Below are 18,600 nucleotides of genomic sequence, written 5' to 3'. Positions count from 1 at the left end.
TATCGAACCAATTTGGCGACTCAAGGGAAAACCGAAAAACGGCCTGACAGGGAGCCACCGAAACCATGAAGAAGATGCATCTCGCCGCAACCACGGCACTTGTCCTCGCGCCTCTGGCCGCCTCCGCAGAGACGCTGTCGATCTACAACTGGGGGGACTACATCAACCCCGCCGTGCTCGAGGCCTTCACCAAGGAGACCGGCATCGAGATCACCCTCGACAGCTACGGCTCGAACGAGGAGATGCTGGCCAAGATCCAGGCCGGCGCCACGGGATACGACATTGTCTTCCCCTCGGTGCACATGCACGACATCATGTTCCAGCTCGGCCTGCTGGCGAAGACCGACATCGGCGCCTCGCCCGAGTTCAAGAACATCGACCCGCAGTTCGTCCGCGCCAAGACCGACCCCAACGCCGAGTACTGCCTGCCCTACGCCTGGGGCAACGTCGGCATCGTCTACAACAAGGCGCTGGCGGGCGACATCAAGAGCTGGGACGACTTCTTCGCGCTCGGCGCGGCGGGCAAGAAGATCACCCTGCTCGACGACCTGCGCGAGACCATCGGCATCGGCCTGATCAAGAACGGCAAGTCGGTGAACTCCACAGACCCCGACGAGGTCACCGCGGCGGCGGATTACATCATCGACCACATCGCCGGTGTCACCGCCTTCACCTACGACTCCGTGCCGCAGGTGATCTCGGGCGACGTGGCGGCGGCGCACTGGTACGTCGGCGCGAACCTCTACGTGTCCGAGAACCCCGACACCATCGGCTACATGATCCCCGAGGAAGGCGCGACCATGTACCAGGAGGACATCTGCGTGCTTGCCTCCGCGCCGAACAAGGACGCGGCGAAGAAGTTCCTCGAGTTCTACCTGCGCCCGGAGATCGCCGCGCTGAACGTCGAGCAGCAGATGAACGGCACGCCGAACGTGCCCGCGCAGAAGCTGATCCCGGTCGAGCTGTCGTCGAACGAGACGATCTACCCGCCCGCGGCGGTGATGGAAAAGCTGCAGATCTTCGAGGATCTCGGCCGCGACCTGCAACTCTACAACTCCGAGTGGACGCGCATCAAGACCGCGCAATGATGCCCTTTGACACCAGCCCGGCGGGGGTGATCCCCGCCGGCACGCAGGACCCGACGACCATGCCTTCCCCCCTTGAAATCATCGGCGCCCGCAAGTCCTTCCGGACCCCCGAAGGCGGCACCATGACCGCTCTCGACGGGATTTCCCTGAAGCTTGCCAGCGCCGAGTTCGTCACCCTTCTCGGCCCCTCGGGCTGCGGCAAGACCACGCTCCTGCGCACCATCAGCGGCTTCGAGGCGCTGGACGCGGGCGAGGTGATGATCGACGGCGCGGCGGTCACGCAGCTGCCGGCGCATCGCCGACCGGTGAACACCGTGTTCCAGCGCTACGCGCTCTTCGGCCACATGAGCGTCGCCCGCAATGTCGGCTACGCGCTCGAGATCGCCGGGCGAGACAAGCGCGAGATCCGCGCCCGCGTCGGCGAGATGCTCGAGCTCGTCGGCATGGCGGGGATGGAGAAACGTTCGATCCAGCAGCTTTCGGGCGGCCAGCAGCAGCGCGTCGCGCTGGCGCGGGCGCTGGCGGGCAAGCCGAAGCTGCTGCTGCTCGACGAGCCGCTCTCGGCGCTCGACAAGAACCTGCGCCAGAAGATGCAGCAGGAGCTGAAGGCGCTGCAGCGCGAGCTCGGCATCGGCTTCATCTTCGTCACCCACGACCAGGAAGAGGCGCTGACCATGTCGGACCGGATCGCCGTGCTGGCGCATGGGCGGATCCAGCAGATCGGCGCGCCGACGGATCTCTACCGGACCCCCGCGAACCTCTTCACCGCCGACTTCCTTGGCGAGAGCAACCTGCTGCCCGTGACGGTCGAGGGCGGCCGGGCCGGCCTGCGCGACGGGCAGAGCTTTGCCACGCCCCATGCCGCCGGAGAGGCGACGCTGCTGCTGCGCCCCGAGGCGCCTTCGGCCGCGCCGCCCGAGGGCCACGCGCTCAGCTTCACCGGCACCATCCGCGAGACCTATTACACCGGCACCGACCACCAGGTCGCGCTCGAGACCCCCGCCTTCGGCACGATCCGCGCCCTGCTGCGCTCGGGCAGTGCGCTGCCGGGCCTCGGCAGCCCGATGACCCTGCACGCCCCCGCGCAGGGTCTGCACCTGATCGACGAGGTGCTGCCATGAGCCTCGCCCGGCGCAAGCTGCTGCAGCTCGTCGGCCTCCTCGGCGCGCCGACGGTCTTCCTGCTGGTCTTCTTCTTCGGGCCGCTGCTGATCATGCTGGTCTACAGCCTGCTGACGCCGGGGCTCTACGGCGGGGTGGACTGGATCTTCTCGCATCTCAACTACGGGCGCATCCTCGGCTGGGCCGACACGCGCTACGAGAAGTTCGACCCGGTCTACATCTCGATCTTCCTGCGCTCGCTGCGGCTGGCGGCGCTCACGGTGGTGGCGAGCCTGCTGGTGAGCTACCCGGCCGCATTCTGGATCAGCCGGATGCGCCCCGGGCTGCGCGACTTCGCGATCTTTCTCGTCACCCTGCCCTTCTTCGTGAGCCTGATCGTCCGGCTCTTCGCATGGGTGCTGATCCTGCGTCCCACGGGCTTTCTCAACCAGGGGCTCATGGGGCTGGGGCTGACCTCGGAGCCGATCGAGTTCCTCTACACCGATTTCGCGGTGATCCTCGGGATGACCTACGTCTTCATCCCCTTCATGTTCCTGCCGCTCTACGGCTCGATCGAAAAGCTCGACATGGCGCAGATCGAGGCCTCGTCGGATCTGGGCGCCACCCGCTTCCAGACCTTCCGCAAGGTGGTTCTGCCCGCGACCCTGCCCGGCATCGTCGGCGGCTCGGTGATCACCTTCATCCCGGCGCTCGGCAATTTCATCGTGCCCTCGGTGCTGGGCGGGGCGAAGGTGCTGATGATCGGCAACCTGATCGAGCAGCAGTTCCTCTCGGCGCGAAACTGGCCCTTCGGCTCGGCGCTGGCGATGCTGGTGATGACGGCGGTGCTGGTGCTGCTGATCGCGCAGTTCCGGCTCGCCCGGCGGGAGGCGCAAGCATGATCCTGCGCCGCCTCCTCAGCCTTTACGGGCTGCTCTTCTTCGCCTTCGTCTACGCGCCGATCCTGCTGGTGGTGATCTATTCGTTCAACGCCAACACGCTCAACATGATGATCTGGGACGGGTTCACCTTCGACTGGTACCGGCAGATCTTCGGGTTCGAGACCTCGCTGGCGGAAAGCGCCACCTATGTCGACAGCACCGACCAGCTCTGGGGCGCGGTGCGCACCAGCCTGATCGTCGCGCTGTCGACCTCGGTCTTCTCGACCGTCTTCGGCACCGCGCTGGCGCTGGCCGTCGCCCGCTACCGCTTCCGGCTGGCGCGGTTCTACCGCACGCTGATGATGCTGCCGATGATCATGCCCGACATCGTGCTGGGGATCGCGCTGCTGATCTTCTTCATCACCATCGGCATGAACCTGTCGATCGTGACGATCATCATCGGCCAGTCGACCTTCCTGATCTCCTACGTCTTCGTGACGGTCTCGGCGCGCCTCGCCGAGTTCGACACCAGCGTCGAGGAGGCCTCGGCCGACCTTGGCGCCACGCCTGCACAGACCTTCCGCAAGGTGACCCTGCCGGGCATCGCGCCGGGCATCCTTGGCGGCTGGCTGCTGGCGTTCATCATCTCGATGGACGACCTCGTCATCACCTATTTCATCGCCGGCACCGGCAACACCACGCTGCCCATTCACATCTGGGGCCTGCTCCGCCGAGGCATCAAGCCCGAGATCAACGCCATCGCGACCCTGATGCTGCTCTTCACCCTGCTGATCGCCGCCGCGGGCCTCTACTTCAGATCGAGACGACAGAAATGACCCAGACGACCAAACCCCGCGCGCGCGAGCTCGGCATCCCCCTGCCCGGCACCCCCGGACCGCTCAACGCCATCACCGACGTGCCGGGCATCGAGGTGGGCACCACCGAGCTGCTCTCGTCCCGAGATCCGGCGCTCGCCACCCGCGGCATCCAGGTGCAGACCGGGGTGACGGCAATCCTGCCGCGTGGCCGCGACCCCGAGCCGAAGCCGGTCTGGGCGGGGCAGTTCAGCCTCAACGGCAACGGCGAGATGACCGGTGCGCACTGGGTGCGCGACGGCGGCTGGCTGGCCGGGCCGATCATGATCTCGAACTCCCACGCCATCGGCCCCTGCCACACCGCGGCGGTGCGCTGGATGGTCGAGACCTACGGCGAGACCTGGGAGAACAACCACCTCTGGGCGATGCCGGTGGTGGCCGAGACCTATGACGGCGTGCTCAACGACATCAACGGACTGCACGTGACCGAGGCGCTGGCGCGTGAGGCGCTCGACGCGGCGCGGCCCGGCGCGGTGCGCGAGGGCAACTCGGGCGGCGGCGCGGGGATGATCTGCTATGAGTACAAGGGCGGCACCGGCACGGCCTCGCGCCGGCTCGAGGTGGACGGGCAGGGCTTCACCCTCGGCGCGCTGGTGCAGGCCAACCACGGGCTGCGGCCCTGGCTCACCGTCGCGGGCCGCCGCGTCGGCGAGAAGATGACCGAGCACCGGATCACCGACATGATGACCGAACGCGGCTCGATCATCGTGATCCTCGCCACCGACCTGCCGCTTTCGTCGAGCCAGCTCGAGCGCCTGTCGCGCCGCGCCGCCATCGGCATCGGCCGCGCCGGCACGCCGGGCGGCAACAATTCGGGCGACATCTTCCTTGCCTTCTCCACCGCCAACGAGATGCCGCTGCCGCAGCTCTCGGGCCCGTGGCGGCAGATGACCTGCCTCAACGACGAGCTGCTGGACCCGGTCTACATGGCGGCGGTCGAAGCGGTGGACGAGGCGGTGCTGAACGCGCTCTGCGCCGCCGAGGACGTGCCGCTTGCCCGGCCCGCCAACGGCATCTGCCGGGCGCTCGACACAGACAGGATGATGGCGCTGCTGGCAGGCTGAGACCCGAGCCCCTCGCCCGGCTCCGGCCGGGCGCGGGACCGCTGCGCTCAGGCAAAGAGCAGGTCGTCGACCACCGGGGCGAAGTCGATCAGCTTCGCCTGCGCGAGGATCTTCAGGTCCTCCGGGTCGAGCACGCCGTCGCTCGCCAGCGCCTCCGAGATGTCGACGACCCCGCGCAGCTTGATGTCGTCGAGATCGTCCTCGGGCAAGCCCAGGGCCAGCACCGCCGCGACCTCTTCCGACATGCCGCCCTCGCCGAGGTCGGCGGGCTGCACGAAGGTCAGGTGGCTGACGCCCCAGCTCTCGCCGTAGGTGACCGGCTGGAACTCGCGCCAGATCGGTGTCTCGCTCTCGCTCCACGTCGTGTAGGCGGCGTACCAGACGCCCTCGGAGCCGCGGTCCTCGTAGCCGATGCCGGGGACCGAGTGATCGACGATGCCGTCGCCGTTGCTGTCCACCGCCATCGGCACCGGCCGCCCGGCGTCGATCTCGGCGACATAGGCGTCCCACAGCTGCCCGCCGGGGGTGCCGGTGGCATAGTTGGAGAGGGTCTGCGCCACGAACTCGTAACCGCCAAGGCTCGCATAGGCCTCGAAGGCCTGGTCGAAGCCGCTCAGGTAGCTGCCGCCGTAGCCCAGCGGATCGACCGAGGTCCCCATGAAATCCGCGATCGAGGTGTCCGGCGGCACCGGCTGCGACGTGTCGTCGGGCGTCGGATCGTAGCGCGCGTTGTGGGCCGGGCTCGAGATCTGGTCCTGCACGTTGGCGGTGAGCGAGATCTCGTCCCAGCCCTCGGCCTCGAACAGGCCGGAATAGCCTTGCAGGTCCCAGTAGCCGAAGATGCTCGCTGCGGCGGTGGGCGAGCAGCCGTGGTACCAGTCGTAGGCCGGCACGTCCTCGAGCAGGACCGCGACCGAGGGCAGGTCCTCGGCCACCGAGATCCGGTAGTCGCCCGTGCCCGTGTCGCCGAAGGCGCGGGCCGAGGCGTAGACCACCTCGTCCGCCACGGGCGTGTAGACAAGGCTCGACTGCAGCCCCTCGCCGCCGTCGTCGTCCGAGGTGACCAGCCCGCCCTCCGCGTCGTAGAGATAGAGCGTGGGATCGGCGAGCGGATCGGGCGAGTCCGCGTCCGAAAGCAGGTCGATGCGGTAGGTCGTGCCGCCCACCAGCTGGACGCGGTACCAGTCGTCGTCGCCCTGGAAATCGACTCGTCCGGCGATCTCGCCCCCCAGCGGCAGGTCCTCTGCGGTGCTGGCGTCGCCGGGCACCGTGTCGAGATCCGCGCTGTCGGCGACGGACAGAATGTAGTCCCCGGTGGCATTGTCCGAGAAGGCCCCGGCGGCGGCGTAGACGCGCGCGTCGCTCTCCGCGGTGAGGTAGATCCGCGAGTTCAGCCCGTCGTAGTCGTCGTTTTCGACAAGCAGCTCGCCGGCGGCGTCGTAGAGGCGGAAATAGGGATCGACCAGCGGCTCGGCCGAGGCGTAATCCCGCGTCAGGTCAAACACGTAGGTGGTGCCCGCCACGAGCTGCACGCCATACCAGTCGCGGTCGCCCTCGTAGTTGATCCGCCCGGCAAGCTCGACGCCGGGGACCAGCTCCTCGGTCGTGCCGGTATCGTCCGGCACCCCGTCCTCATGCGCCTGCACCGCGAGCGACAGCAGGAAGTCCCCCGTCCCCTCCTCGCCCGAGGTGCCGGCGGCCACGTAGACCCGCAGGTCCGCGACCGGCGTATACTCGATCAGCGAATTGAGCCCGAGCCAGTCGTCGTTCTCCAGCAGCAGGAAACCGTCACCGTCGTAGAGCTGCAGGAGCGGGTTGCCGAGCGGATCGGCGGAGTCCGGATCGCCGGTCAGGGTGAAGGTGTAGGTGTTGCCCGCCTGCAGGTCGACCGCGTACCAGTCCTGGTCGGCGGCGTGGTCGATCCGGCTGGCCTGCGCGCCGCCCGCCAGCAGCACCTCGAGCGTCTGGATCGAGCCCGGGACCGCGTCCTCGACCTCGAGCGTCTCCAGCGAGAGCAGGTAGTCGCCGGTGTAGTAGTCGCCGTAGGCCCCGGCCGAGGCGTAGACCCGCTGGTCCTCCGGCGCGGTGAAGTAGAGCAGCGAGTCGAGGCCGGTCCAGTCGTCGTTCTCGCCCAGCCAGTCTCCCGCCGCGTCGTAGAGCCGGAAGTAGGGATCGGCGAGCGGGTCGGGCGAGGCCGCATCGCCGGTCAGCGAGAACACGTAGGTGTGCCCGGCCAGCAGGTCGGCGGCGAACCAGTCGCGGTCGCCGGAATGGTCGATCCGGCTGGCCTGAACGCCGCCCACTGGCAGGACCTCTTCGGTATCGACGGTGTCGGGGATGGCGTCCTCGCTCGCCTCTGCCGAGAGCGTCAGCAGGAAATCCCCCGCGCCGCCGTCCGACCAGGACCCGGCCGAGACATAGACCCGCACGTCTTCGCCCTGCGTGTACTCGAGCACCGCGCCCGGGCCGGCCCAGTCGTAGGAATCCCCCAGCCAGTAGCCGTCCGCGTCGAAAAGCTTCAGGAGCGGGTCGCCAAGCGGCTCGGCGGAGGCCGGATCGCCGGTCAGCGTGAAGGTATAGGTGTAGCCCGCCTGCAGATCGACGGCGAACCAGTCCTCGTCATAGGCATAGTCGATACGGCTGCCCTGAGTCTCGCCTTCCACCAGCACTTCGCCGGTGGCGATGGAGCCGGGAATGGTGTCGCCATTCTGCTCAGCTGCGAAGGAGACGAGGAAGTCTCCGGTTCCCTCGTCCCACGCGGCGCCTGCAGAGGCATAGACCCGCGTCTCCGCCCCCGGCGAGTATTCGAGCACCGAGCCCGGCCCCTCCCAGTCCCAGGCTTCGGCCAGCCAGAACCCCTCGGCATCGTAGAGCTGCATCAGCGGGTTGAGCAGCGGATCGCCGGAGGCCGGGTCCCCGGTCAGGGTGAAGGTGTAGGTGTAGCCCGCCTGCAGGTCGACCGCGTACCAGTCCTGATCGAAGGCATAGTCGATGCGGCTCCCCTGCGTCTCGCCCTCCACCAGCACCTCGCCGGTGGCGATGGAGCCGGGAATGGTGTCGTTGTTCACCTCGGCCGCGAGCGACAGCAGGAAGTCTCCGGTCCCTTCGTCCCAATCGGACCCGGCCGAGGCGTAGACCCGCGCATCCTGATCCGGCGTGTACTCGAGCATCGCCCCCTCTGCGGTCCAGATCCCGGCATCCCTCAGCCAGTGGCCGTTGGCATCGTAGAGCTGCACCAGGGGGTTGAGCAGCGGATCGGAGGACGCGGCGTCGCCGGTCAGGGTGAAGGTATAGATATAGCCCGCCTGCAGATCGACCGCGTACCAGTCCTGGTCATAGGCATAGTCGATGCGGCTGCCTTCGGTCTCGCCGACCAGCAGCACCTCGCCGGTGTCGGTCCCGCCGGGAATCGTGTCGTTGTTCACCTCGGCCGAGAAGGACAGCAGGAAGTCCCCTGTCGTCCCGTGCCTCGAGGCCCCGGCGACATAGACCCGCTGATCCCAGTTCGGCATGAAGTCGAGGACCGACTCGGAGCCATACCAGTCCGCGGCATCGTCCAGCCAATAGCCATCGACGTCGTAGAGCAGCACGATGGGGTCTCCCAGCGGCTCGGAGGACGCCGGATCTCCGGAGAGCGTGAAGGTGTAGGTATTGCCAGCCAGAAGGTCGACCGCGTACCAGTCCTGGTCGTAGGCATAGTCGATGCGGCTTCCCTGCGTCTGGCCTTCCACCAGCACTTCCTCGGTGGCGACAGAGCCGGGAATGGTGTCGCCGTTCTCCGCCGCGGTGACAGAAAGCAGGAAGTCCCCGGTCCTGCCGTCCCACGCGGACCCGGCCGAGGCATAGACAAGCGCGTCTCCGACCGGCGTGTACTCGAGGACGGAGCCCGGACCGGTCCAGTCCCAGGCATCGGTCAGCCAGTAGCCCTCGGAATCGTAGAGCTGCAGCATGGGATCGAGCAGCGGATCGGAGGAATCCGGGTCGCCGGTCAGCGTGAAGGTGTAGGTGAAGCCCGCCAGCAGATCGACGGCAAACCAGTCCTCGTCGTAGCTGTAGTCGATGCGGCTCGCCTGCGCCTCGCCCTCCACCAGAACCTCGTCGGTGTCGATCCAGCCGGGAATCGTGTCGTTGTAGGCCTCGCCTTCGAAGGACAGAAGGAAGTCGCCGGTCCCGCCGTCCCATGCGGACCCGGCCGAGGCATAGACGCGCTCGTCCCAGAAGGGCGTGTACTCGAGCACCGAGCCCGGTCCGTCCCAGTCCCAGGCGTCGGTCAGCCAGTAGCCCTCGGCATCGTAGAGCTGCATGAGCGGGTTGAGCAGCGGATCGGAGGAGGCCGGATCGCCGGTCAGCGTGAAGGTGTAGGTGTAGCCCGCCTGCAGGTCGACCGCGTACCAGTCCTCGTCATAGGCATAGTCGATGCGGCTCCCCTGCGTCTCGCCGGTCTGCAGCACCTCCGCCGTGGCGACAGAGCCGGGAATGGTGTCGTTGTTCTCCTCCGCCGCGAGGGTCAGCAGGAAATCCCCGGTCCTGCCGTCCCAGTCCGAACCGGCCGAGGCATAGACCCGCTCGTCCCAGAACGGCGTGTACTCGAGCACCGAGCCGGGCCCCTCCCAGCCCCACGCATCGGTCAGCCAGTAACCATCCGCATCGTAGAGCTGCATGAGCGGGTTGAGCAGCGGGTCGGCGGAGGCCGGATCGCCGGTCAGCGTGAAGGTGTAGGTATAGCCCGCCTGCAGGTCGACCGCGTACCAGTCCTCGTCGTAGCCATAGTCGATCCGGCTCGCCTGCGCCTCGCCTGCCACCAGCACCTCTTGGGTGTCGATCCAGCCGGAAATCGTGTCGTTGTAGGCCTCGCCTTCGAAGGACAGCAGGAAGTCACCAGTCCCTCCGTCCCCGGCGGAACCAGCCGAGGCATAGACCCTCTCGTCCCCGTAGGGCGTGTATTCCAGCACCGAGCCGGGGCCCTTCCAGTCCCAGGCATCCGCCAGCCAGTAGCCCTCGGCATCGTAGAGCTGCACAATCGGGTTGAGCAGCGGATCGGCGGAGGTCGCATCGCCGGTCAGGGAGAAAGTGTAGGTGTAGCCCGCCTGCAGGTCGACCGCGTACCAGTCCTCGTCGGTGGGATAGTCGATGCGGCTGCCCGCGGTTTCGCCCGCCAGCAGCACCTCCCCGGTATCGACCGAGCCGGGGATGCTGTCCGCCCCGTCCGTGCTGTACAGCCGCAGCAGGTAGTCGCCGGCGTAATAGTCCCCGAAGGCCCCGGCGGCAGCATAGACCCGCTGGTCCTGCTGCGGGGTGTAGAAGAGCAGCGAATTGAGGTCGATCCAGTCGTCATTCTCGGCCAGCCACTGGCCATCCTCGTCGTAGAGCCGCAGGTAGGGATCGCCGAGCGCGTCCGGGGAGTCCGGATCGCCGGTCAGCGAGAAGATGTAGGTGTGTCCCGCCAGCAGGTCGGCCGCGAACCAGTCCCGGTCGCCCGCGGTCTCGAGCCGGTTGGCCTGCGGCGCGTCCGGGCCGAGCACGTAGGGGGTGGTGAGATCGCCCGGCACGTCTGCCTGCCGGGGGCTCAGGGTGACGCGGTCCACGCGCAGGGGCTCGCCCCGGTCGCCGTCACCGCCAAGCTCGAGCACATCCCCCGCCCGCAGCTCCACCGCCTCGATCACGTATTCCGCCGCGCTGCGGCCATCGGCCAGCGCGCTGCCACCGGTGCCGTCCCAGTCGAAGGCCGCGATCTCCTCGCCGTTGAGCAGCACCTGCAGGAAGGACACGCCGTCGGTCTCGTCGAAATAGCCGATGGTGATGTCGAAGAGCCCGCTCTCGGTGAGGACCACCTGCGCGCGCGGCGCGCCGGTGCCGGTGTCGTGCAGCACCGCCCCTCCCGAGGCACCGCCGACTTGTTCCACCCGGAACCCCGAGAGGATCTCGAAATCCTCGGCCTCGAGAACGCTGCCCGGCGCGGTGGCAGGGGCCAGATCGAAGGTGCCGTCCTGTTCAACGCTGTGGGCCGCGCGCCCGGTGCCGCCGCCCGGCACCGCCTTCAGCACCGCCGCAGCCTCGCCTGGGAAGCGGTCGACGCCCTCGGGGACGTCCTGCCCGTCCGCGCCGATGCGGAGGCCCGCGCCGACAGGCACAGCGGCCGGAAATGAAGGCACAATCTTGGAAACGGGATCGCTGGACATATCACCCTCCCGAGCCTGAGTTCAAAATGGTTTGAGCGATTTATCTGGAGCTGAATTCAGAAATGAAATTCACCTATAGGCTGTTCGACATATCAGCCCCGGTCAAGGTCATTTGAATGGCAGACGCTCCGTCGAGCTGCGCAATCCCTGTGCATATGACGGGGAAACCCCTGTCGTTCCCCAACAAAACAACGGGCGGCGCATGGGCGGCTCCCCGCCGAATGCCGCGATGCCGGGGCCGCCCGGCGGGAGCGACCTCGAGGCCCAGGACGTATTCCGGGAAAGGCGGATAACTCGCGGGCCATTTCCCGCCGAGCGCTGCGTATATCAGGAGAAAGGGCGGATTCTCTTGTCCCGGAAATAAGGCGAAAATGGTGCGCGGGCAAATAAGAGGGATAAGGCCCTGAATAATCTCGGGCGGCCGCCGATCCGGAACGGTCACCGGTGGCCGGTCACCCGGCGCAGCGCAGCGTCGCGCGGCCTTCGGGTGCCGCGACGCGACCCGAAACCCGCCGCCGGCGGTGACGAAGACACAGCTTGGAAAGCCCGCGCACGGCGCTAGCGCCGCCGCGCGGACGGACTCGCCCCGAGGATACGGAGAGCCTACTTCTTGCCGAGGAACTGGCCGACGATCGCGGTCAGAACGCCGCCCCCGGCCGCACCGCCAAGGAGCTGTGCGATCAGCGCGCCGATATCGAGCCCTCCCGCGGCGTTGACCACGTCGGTTGCCGCGGCCGGATCGCCTCCGCCGAGCAATGCGCCTATGGCCGAGCCGCCGGCGATGCCGCCGATCGCCCCCGAGAGCAGCTTCGGCAGGATCGCCATGCCGACGCTCTTGACCACCTGTCCCGCCAATCCACCGCCGACCATGCCCGCAATTGCCTGGACGATCAGCGCAGCAATACCTTCCATGAGCGACTTCCTTTTCGGTTTCCGCGTTCATTCGAAGACGGCCCAGCATATCACGCCACTTCACCTTGCGTAAACTATCTGGGATTGAACGGCTTTTCGGAATGGTCTCCCCTGACGGGATCTTCGGACCGAAGCTGCTGCGCCCGGACCGGCACTTCCCGGTGATTGACGAGGCGATTTCCGGGGCCGAACCGGCGCGGATCCGCAATTCCCGGAACGAAGGCCGCAAAGGTTCCCCGCCGGAGCAGGCACCGATGGGTCTTGTCGCGCAACGAGCGGCCGCCTCGAGACCCGCCGCGACGCTCGGCAGGAAGTTGCGCATCACCCCCGGAAAGAAGATCGCCCGCCGGATCACTCCGGCGGGCGACAGGATCATTGCGGTGCGGCTGCGCCTCAGGCGGCGCTGCGCCGGGCCGGGGCGGGCCGCAGCAGGATGCCGAGCACGACCAGTGCCCCCACCGCGATCGCACCCCAGTGGGTCGAGATCAGCAGCAGGCCCGCGGCGGTCAGCATCAGCTTCTCCCACAGCACGAGGTCGCGGCGGAACCAGCCGATATAGGCCGCCGACAGCGCCAGCACGCCCATCAGCCCCGAGATCAGCGCCGTGATGAACTCCACCCAGGTGAAGTTCACGAAGAGCAGGCTCGGCGCGTAGATGAACATGAACGGCACCAGCGCCTTGCCCATCGACAGCCGGAAGGCGGTCGTGCCCGTGGTCATCGGCTCCGCCCGCGCCAGCCCCGCCGCCGCGTAGGCGGCCAGCGCCACCGGCGGCGTCACGTCGGCGAGGACGCCGAAGTAGAAGACGAAGAAGTGCGTGGCGACGAGCGGCACGTCGAACTCCATCAGCGCCGGCGCCGCGATCGAGGCGAGGATGATGTAGGTCGGCGTGGTCGGGATGCCGGCGCCCATGATGATGCAGGCCAGCGCCACGAAGATCAGCCCGAAGAACAGCGCCAGCCCGTTTTCCGACAGCAGCCCGGTGAAATCCATGCTGATGACGAAGGTGGCGACGTCATGCGCCAGCTGCACCACGGCGGCCGAGAACTTGAAGCCGAGCCCGGTGAGCGTGGTCATGCCCAGCAGGAAGCCGACGCAGGCGCAGGCCGCGCCGATCGCCAGCGCGAACTTGGCGCCGTCCTCGAACCCGCGCACGAGGCGCGGCGGGGTCAGCACGGTCGAGGTGTCCATCGAGGTGTTGCCGAGCGCGCGCATCAGCAGCGGCACGTAGCTGAACACGATGGTCAGGATGATGCCCCAGAAGGCGGCGAGGAAGGGCGTGTACTGCATCAGCAGCATCGCGACCATCACGCCGAGCGGCACGAAGAGGTGCCACGAGCGCGCCAGCACCGCGCGGAACTGCGGGATCTTGTCCTTGGACAGGCCCTCGAGCCCCAGCTTCTTGGCCTCGAGATGGACCATCAGCAGGATCGCGATGTAGTGGAAGCAGGCCGGGACGATGGCGATGAGGATGAGCTCGTTGTAGGGGATGCCCAGCATCTCGGTCATCACGAAGGCCGAGGCGCCCATGATCGGCGGGGTGATCTGCCCGCCGCAGGAGGCCGAGGCCTCGACCGCGCCGGCAAAGCGCCCCGAGAAGCCCGACTTCTTCATCAGCGGGATGGTGAAGGCGCCCGTGGTCACCGTGTTGGCGATCGGCGAGCCCGAGATCATCCCGAAGAAGCCCGACGAGACCACCGAGACCTTGGCCGAACCGCCCGAGGCGCGCCCCGCGATGATCGTCGCGAGGTCGATGAAGAGCTGCCCGAGCCCGCTCATCTGCGCGAGGATACCGAAGAGCACGAAGTGGAACACGTAGGTCGCAACCACGCCCACGGCGACGCCGTAGATGCCCTCGGTCCCCACGAAGAGGTGGTTGATGATCCGGGTGATCGAGTAGCCGCGGTGCGCGAGGATGCCCGGCAGGTAGGGCCCCGCCAGCGCGTAGAGCAGGCAGCCGACGCCGATCCAGGCCAGCGTCGGGCCCATAGTGCGGCGCGTCGCCTCCAGCGTCATGACGATGGCGATGAGGCCCATCATGTAGACCGGCTCGGGCGGGCTGCCGACGTTGTCGATGAAGATGTGCTTGAAGAAGATCGACAGGTAGGCCGAGAAGCCCGCGCCGAAGGCCGCGAAGACCCAGTCGCGCAGCGCCACCTTCTCGGGGTCCGCGCCGCGGCGGTTGAACGGCAGGGTGAGCGCGATCAGCACCAGCATGACGCCGACGAAGACGGTCTTCAACGTGCTTGCCGGCAGCGCCGTGGTGATGCCGTAGAGCAGGTAGAGGTAGAAGGCGGCGAAGACCAGCGACTCCGCCCAGATCTTGCCCGTCGGCGTCGCGCGCTTGCGCGGGAAGACGAGGAAGATCAGCCCCATGACGAAGCTTAGGTGGATGGTGCGGTGCATCACCTCGTTCAGCAGGCCGAAGCCCGCCGTGTAGACGTGGAACAGCGACAGGATGACCGAGGCCACGGTCACGAGGATGGCGGTCGGTCCGGCAAGATTGCGGAAGTTCGACTCGGAATCGTATTCGCGGACCAGCGCCTCGACTTCGTCGGCGGTAAATTCGTGATCGCCATCGGCCGCGGTGTGGCCATGGCTGTCCTTCGGGGGAATCCCTTGGGTCAAAGCGGTGTCTCCTCGTCGCAGGGGGCAAGGGTGAGCGCCGACTGGCCCAGATCCGCCAGCGGCAGATCGGTCCCGGCAACGTGTAGGGTGTTCTTGAACTGCGCCTGGATGCGCAGCGGGATCGGTCCGGTCTTGCGGCGCATGTCGAGGATGAAATGCCCGTCCTCGTGCCGCCAGCCGGTGGCATCCATGTCATTCGCGATCGACGGCAGGCCCGCGCCATGCGCCATGAAGGTCTCGCGCGTCTGCACGATCTCGCCCTCCTCGACGCGGTAGGCGTCGGTCACCGGGGTGCGCGACACGGAATGGATGAAACTCAGCTCGAAGGTGCCGTCCGGCCCCAGCGGCAGCCGCGCGATCTCGCGCCCCTCGCCGCGGGTCTCGGTCAGGCACAGCCAGCCGTTCCCAGCCCCGGCCAGGGCCATGGCGGGAAGGCATGGCAGCAGGAGGGCGGCCAGAGCCGCCCTCCCCGTGCCGCGCAGAGGACTGCGCAGCGCCATTACTGGGTGATGCCCTTCTCGGCGTAGTACTTCTCGGCACCGGGGTGGACCGGGATCGAGACCGACTCGAGCGCCTTGTCGAGCGAGATCTGCTTGCCCATCGGGTGCACGTTGCCCAGCGTCTCGGTGTTCTCGTAGAGCGCCTTGGTCACCGCGTAGATGATGTCGTCGGAGACGTCCGCGTGGGTCGCCCAGATGGCGCGCACGGCCAGCGTCTCGACATCCGCGTCCACGCCCTTGTAGCTGCCCGCGGGGATCAGCGCGTTGGCATAGTAGGGCTGGGTTTCCTGCAGCTTGGCGATCGCCGGGCCGTTCAGCGGCACGATGCGGACATCATGGCCGTTGGCAAGGTCGGTGACCGACGAGGTCGGCAGGCCGGCGGTGATCAGCGAGGCGTCGAGGTTGCCGTCCTTGATCTTGTCGACCGACTGCGCGAACGAGGAATAGTCCTCGGACACGTCCTCGCGGGTCATGCCATGGGCGGTCAGCAGGTCGCCCAGCAGCTGCCACTGGCCCGAACCCGGCGAACCCGACGAGATCGACTTGCCCTTGAGGTCCTCGAAGGTCGCGATGCCGCTGTCGGCGCGGACCACGAGCTGCACGGTCTCGGGGTAGAGCGCGCCGATGGCCCGCAGGTTCTCGAGCGCCTCGCCCTCGAACTGGTTCACGCCCTTGAAGGCGGCATCGAGGATGTCGGCGGCGGCAAAGGCGGATTCGATCTCGCCGCGGCCCAGCAGCTGCGCGTTGGCGACCGAGGCGTTGCCGGTCTCGGCGGTGGCCGAGAGCTTGGTGTCCGGCAGTTCAGCGGTGTTCGAGATCAGCTGCGCCAGCATGCCGCCGAGCGGGTAGTAGGTGCCGCCGGTGCCGCCGGTCGCGATGCCGAAGAAGGTGCGGCCCGCGGCGAAGGCCGGGGTCGTCACCGCGGCAAGCGCGGCTGCGGAGGTGCCAAGGAAAAGGCGCCGGGAAAGGGTCATGGGAAATCCTCCATGGACTGTTGTGAAGCCCCCATTCTGAACGCGCCGGAAGCGCGCCTGTCGCGGGGTTGCGCGAGTTGCTTCTTGACGCTGGGTTTTTGCATGTCAATAACCGTTTTTAAATGCAAAAGGGGCGGACATGACCAACGACACGAACCAAGCTATTGAAGATGCTTTGTTAATCAGGACATCCGGCAGCTCGCCCCTGCTTCTGAACGTGCCTCACGCAGGGGAAATTTTGCCCCCCGCCCTTGCGGAGGCGCTCACGTCCGAGGCACGCGACCTGCGCGATACCGACTGGCACATGGACCGCATCGCCCGCGACATCCTGCCCGCCGGCGCCTCGCTGCTGGCGGCACGGGTCTCGCGCTACGCGGTCGACCTCAACCGGCCGAAGGACGACACCCCGCTCTACAGCGGCGCGACCACCGGGCTGATCTCGACCATCGACTTCGACGGCACCCCGCTCTACCGCGACGGCGCCGAGCCGGATGCCGCGGAACGCGCCGCGCGCATCGCCGCCTACTGGGAACCCTACCACGCCGCGCTCTCCGCCGAGATCGCGCGCATCCGCGCCGCGCATGGCTATTGCCTGCTGCTCGACCTGCACTCGATCCGCAGCCGCGTGCCGCGGCTCTTCGAGGGGCGCCTGCCCGATCTCAACCTCGGCACCAATTCCGGCGCCGCCTGCGCTCCCGCGCTTTCGGACGCCGCCTATGCCGCGCTGCGCGGCAGCGGCTTCAGCGCCGTGCGCGACGGGCGCTTCAAGGGCGGCTTCATCACCCGCCACTACGGCGATCCGGCGCGCAACGTGCACGCGCTGCAGATCGAGATCGCGCAGGAGTGCTACATGCTCGAAGAGAGCCCCTGGACCTACCTGCCCGAGCGCGCGGACCGGCTGAAGACCGCGCTTGCCGCGCTCGTCGCCGCCATGACATCCTTCATTCCCGAGCTGGAGCCGCATCAATGACCTCTGCCCTTCTCACCGGCGCCCACTTCCGCCAGGCCCTCACGCCGGAGGGCTGGAAGCGGAACCTCTCCGTGCAGTTCGCCGCGGACGGGACGATCTCGGCCATCGCCGAAGACGCCAACCCGCTGGGCCTGCCGGTCTACGAGAACCCGGTGGTGCCGGGGATCACCGACCTGCACAGCCATGCCTTCCAATACGCCATGGCGGGGCTCTCGGAGGTGCGCCGCAACCCGGTCGACAGCTTCTGGTCCTGGCGCGACATCATGTATTTCTTCGCGCTGACCGTGTCGCCCGAGGACATGCAGGCCATCGCCGCGCGGCTCTACCTGTCGCTGCTGAAGGGCGGCTACACCGGCATCGCCGAGTTCCACTACGTCCACAACGACCTCGACGGCACGCCCTACGCCCGGCGCGAGGAGCTGTCGCTGGCGATCTTCGAGGCGGCGCGGGCGACCGGGCTCGAGCTCACCCACCTGCCGGTCTTCTATGCCCATTCCGGCTTCGGCGGCCTGCCCCCCACCGACGGGCAGCGGCGCTTCATCCAGGATCTCGACGGCTACGCCGCGATGCTCGAGGCGCTGAAGGCCCCCGCCGCCGCGGCCGGGCACAAGCTCGGCATCGCGCCGCATTCACTGCGCGCCGTCACGTCCGAGGAGATGGCCCGGTTGATGGAGCTGCGCGCGGACCTGCTGCCCGGTTGCCCGGTGCACATCCACGTCGCCGAGCAGATCCCCGAGGTGAACGAGGCGCTGGCCTGGAACGGTCGCCGCCCGGTCGAGCAGCTCTACGACATCGCGCCGGTCGACCAGCGCTGGTGCCTGATCCATGCCACCCATCTCGATGACGCCGAGGTGCGCCAGATCGCCCGCTCCGGCGCCACGGTGGGTCTCTGCCCGATGACCGAGGCCAACCTCGGCGACGGCATCTTCCGCGCCACCGACTTCCTCGCCGAGGGCGGGGTCTTCGGCATCGGCTCGGATTCCAACATCGCCACCTCCGCCGCGCAGGAGCTGCAGATGCTGGAGTACAGCCAGCGCCTGCGCGACCGGCAGCGCAACGTGCTCGCCTCGCCCGACCAGCCGAGCGTCGCCGCCAACCTCTGGACCCGCGCGGTGCAGGGCGGCGCGCGCGCGGCGGGCCGCCCCGAGCAGGGGCTGGCGGTCGGCGGCATGGCCAGCTTCGTCGAGCTGACCAGCCCCGAGCCCGAGGCCATGGCCCCCGTCGCGCCCGAGGCGGCCCTCGATTTCCACGTCTTCGCCGGGCGCGGCCTGCATGTCGGCGACGTGGTGGTGCGCGGCCGCAAGGTGGTCAGCGCCGGGCATCACCCGCTCGAGGCGCAAATCCTCGCCGACTACGCCGCCGCCATGGGCCGCGTCTCGGAGCGGCTGGCCGCGCGCAACCCGGGCACCGGCACGAAAGCCTGAGGAGG

Annotated in this window: 12 protein-coding genes; 7 read left to right on the top strand and 5 right to left on the bottom strand. The window is 67.9% G+C overall.

Features of this window, described 5'->3' with window-relative positions; translation table 11 throughout:
* The first annotated feature begins 65 nt into the window (after positions 1-65).
* The 5 genes from PVT71_RS19700 (at position 66) to PVT71_RS19680 (ending at position 5,008) form a co-directional block, all read left to right on the top strand.
* On the top strand, positions 66-1,088 hold the full coding sequence (locus tag PVT71_RS19700) for a spermidine/putrescine ABC transporter substrate-binding protein (protein ID WP_353474153.1): 1,023 nt from the start codon (positions 66-68) through the stop codon (positions 1,086-1,088).
* Positions 1,089-1,210: 122 nt separating this feature from the next.
* Positions 1,211-2,209: an ABC transporter ATP-binding protein gene (locus tag PVT71_RS19695; RefSeq protein ID WP_353475567.1), complete on the top strand. Its 999-nt coding sequence runs from the start codon at positions 1,211-1,213 to the stop codon at positions 2,207-2,209.
* The gene (locus PVT71_RS19690; protein ID WP_353474152.1) at positions 2,206-3,090 is read left to right on the top strand and encodes an ABC transporter permease; all 885 of its coding nucleotides are present in this window, start codon (positions 2,206-2,208) and stop codon (positions 3,088-3,090) included. Before PVT71_RS19695 ends, PVT71_RS19690 begins: the two co-directional genes overlap by 4 nt.
* A complete protein-coding gene (locus PVT71_RS19685; protein ID WP_353474151.1) occupies positions 3,087-3,905 on the top strand; it encodes an ABC transporter permease in 819 nt (272 codons plus the stop codon). The genes PVT71_RS19690 and PVT71_RS19685 overlap by 4 nt, the downstream gene beginning before the upstream one ends.
* Positions 3,902-5,008 (top strand): P1 family peptidase, encoded by a 1,107-nt coding sequence (locus tag PVT71_RS19680; RefSeq protein ID WP_353474150.1) that lies wholly within the window; start codon positions 3,902-3,904, stop codon positions 5,006-5,008. Before PVT71_RS19685 ends, PVT71_RS19680 begins: the two co-directional genes overlap by 4 nt.
* Before the next feature lie 47 nt (positions 5,009-5,055).
* Here the strand turns inward: PVT71_RS19680 and PVT71_RS19675 are convergent, their stop codons facing one another.
* The 5 genes from PVT71_RS19675 to PVT71_RS19655 form a co-directional block, all read right to left on the bottom strand.
* On the bottom strand, positions 5,056-11,187 hold the full coding sequence (locus PVT71_RS19675) for a hypothetical protein (protein ID WP_353474149.1): 6,132 nt from the start codon (positions 11,185-11,187) through the stop codon (positions 5,056-5,058).
* A 603-nt stretch (positions 11,188-11,790) separates the two neighbouring features.
* The gene (locus PVT71_RS19670; protein ID WP_353474148.1) at positions 11,791-12,099 is read right to left on the bottom strand and encodes a hypothetical protein; all 309 of its coding nucleotides are present in this window, start codon (positions 12,097-12,099) and stop codon (positions 11,791-11,793) included.
* Between the two features lie 393 nt (positions 12,100-12,492).
* Positions 12,493-14,727: a TRAP transporter permease gene (locus PVT71_RS19665; protein ID WP_353474147.1), complete on the bottom strand. Its 2,235-nt coding sequence runs from the start codon at positions 14,725-14,727 to the stop codon at positions 12,493-12,495.
* Positions 14,724-15,227, bottom strand: coding sequence for a DUF1850 domain-containing protein (locus PVT71_RS19660; protein ID WP_353474146.1), 504 nt, complete (start codon positions 15,225-15,227; stop codon positions 14,724-14,726). Before PVT71_RS19660 ends, PVT71_RS19665 begins: the two co-directional genes overlap by 4 nt.
* Positions 15,227-16,201 (bottom strand): TAXI family TRAP transporter solute-binding subunit, encoded by a 975-nt coding sequence (locus PVT71_RS19655; RefSeq protein WP_353474145.1) that lies wholly within the window; start codon positions 16,199-16,201, stop codon positions 15,227-15,229. The genes PVT71_RS19660 and PVT71_RS19655 overlap by 1 nt, the downstream gene beginning before the upstream one ends.
* Before the next feature lie 139 nt (positions 16,202-16,340).
* On the opposite strand from PVT71_RS19655, the gene hutG reads away from it, so the two are divergent.
* The gene (gene hutG, locus PVT71_RS19650) at positions 16,341-17,171 is read left to right on the top strand and encodes an N-formylglutamate deformylase (protein WP_353474144.1); all 831 of its coding nucleotides are present in this window, start codon (positions 16,341-16,343) and stop codon (positions 17,169-17,171) included.
* Positions 17,168-18,595: a formimidoylglutamate deiminase gene (locus tag PVT71_RS19645; RefSeq protein WP_353474143.1), complete on the top strand. Its 1,428-nt coding sequence runs from the start codon at positions 17,168-17,170 to the stop codon at positions 18,593-18,595. Before hutG ends, PVT71_RS19645 begins: the two co-directional genes overlap by 4 nt.
* Positions 18,596-18,600: the final 5 nt, after the last annotated feature.

Source organism: Salipiger sp. H15, assembly GCF_040409955.1.
Lineage (GTDB): Bacteria > Pseudomonadota > Alphaproteobacteria > Rhodobacterales > Rhodobacteraceae > Salipiger.
The sequence above is the reverse complement of the archived record's forward strand: the minus strand, read 5'-3'. Positions and strand labels throughout refer to the sequence as shown.